Source organism: Acidovorax sp. ST3 (assembly GCF_003231145.1).
Classification (GTDB): Bacteria; Pseudomonadota; Gammaproteobacteria; order Burkholderiales; family Burkholderiaceae_C; genus Acidovorax.
Map to the genome: position 1 here is coordinate 1 of NZ_QKVP01000055.1, position 654 is coordinate 654.

General features: G+C 65.7%; 1 protein-coding gene. It reads left to right on the top strand.

Translation table 11 applies throughout. The features are described from left to right. Positions 1-360 precede the first annotated feature (360 nt). Positions 361-654, top strand: a 294-nt coding sequence (locus tag DNK89_RS23500) for a ParA family protein (RefSeq protein WP_153064335.1), incomplete at its 3' end; no start/stop codon positions are given.

The following is a 654-nucleotide window of genomic DNA, read 5'->3' on the forward strand; positions in this document are numbered from 1 at the left end:
GTCGCCTCGCCGTTGAAGCCCAGCATCTGCGCGCCGAACAGGAAGACGACGCCGACGCCGCCGAACAGCAGGAACGAGACGGCCAGGGTCCGCCAGGCGCGGGCGTCCATGTTGAGGACGAACTGGAAGAGTCGACGCATCGACCGCTTATAGCGGCCCGCCCGGACGCCGACGAGGCCGCAGAGAGGAATTTTGCGTCCGGCGCGCTTATTCCTCGACGGAGCTTCCGCTGTTTGTCACATTAATCATGTATAGACGACATTTACGCTTGCCGACCCTCTCCAAGGTTCGCCCACCTGAACCGCAGAGTCTTCCTGGGGAATGGCGACGGGGGAACGCTTCGGATACTTGGCGGACGGCATGCGCACCATCGCCATCATTTCGAGCAAGGGCGGATCGGGCAAGACCACCCTTACTCTGCACCTCGCCCTGGCGGCCTTCGCCGAGGGCGCGCGCGTCGTCATCGCCGACGTGGACGGACAAAGATCGGTCGGCCAGAGCCTTCGCGCCCGCCAGAGCCCCGGCCCGGGCCTGGTCGAGACCACCGTCGGCAAGTTGTTCACCCTGCGCGTCACCGCCGAGCGCGAGGGCTGCGACTATGTGTTCATCGATACGCCCAACGCCCCCGACCGCGACCTCGTCACCGCCATCGGC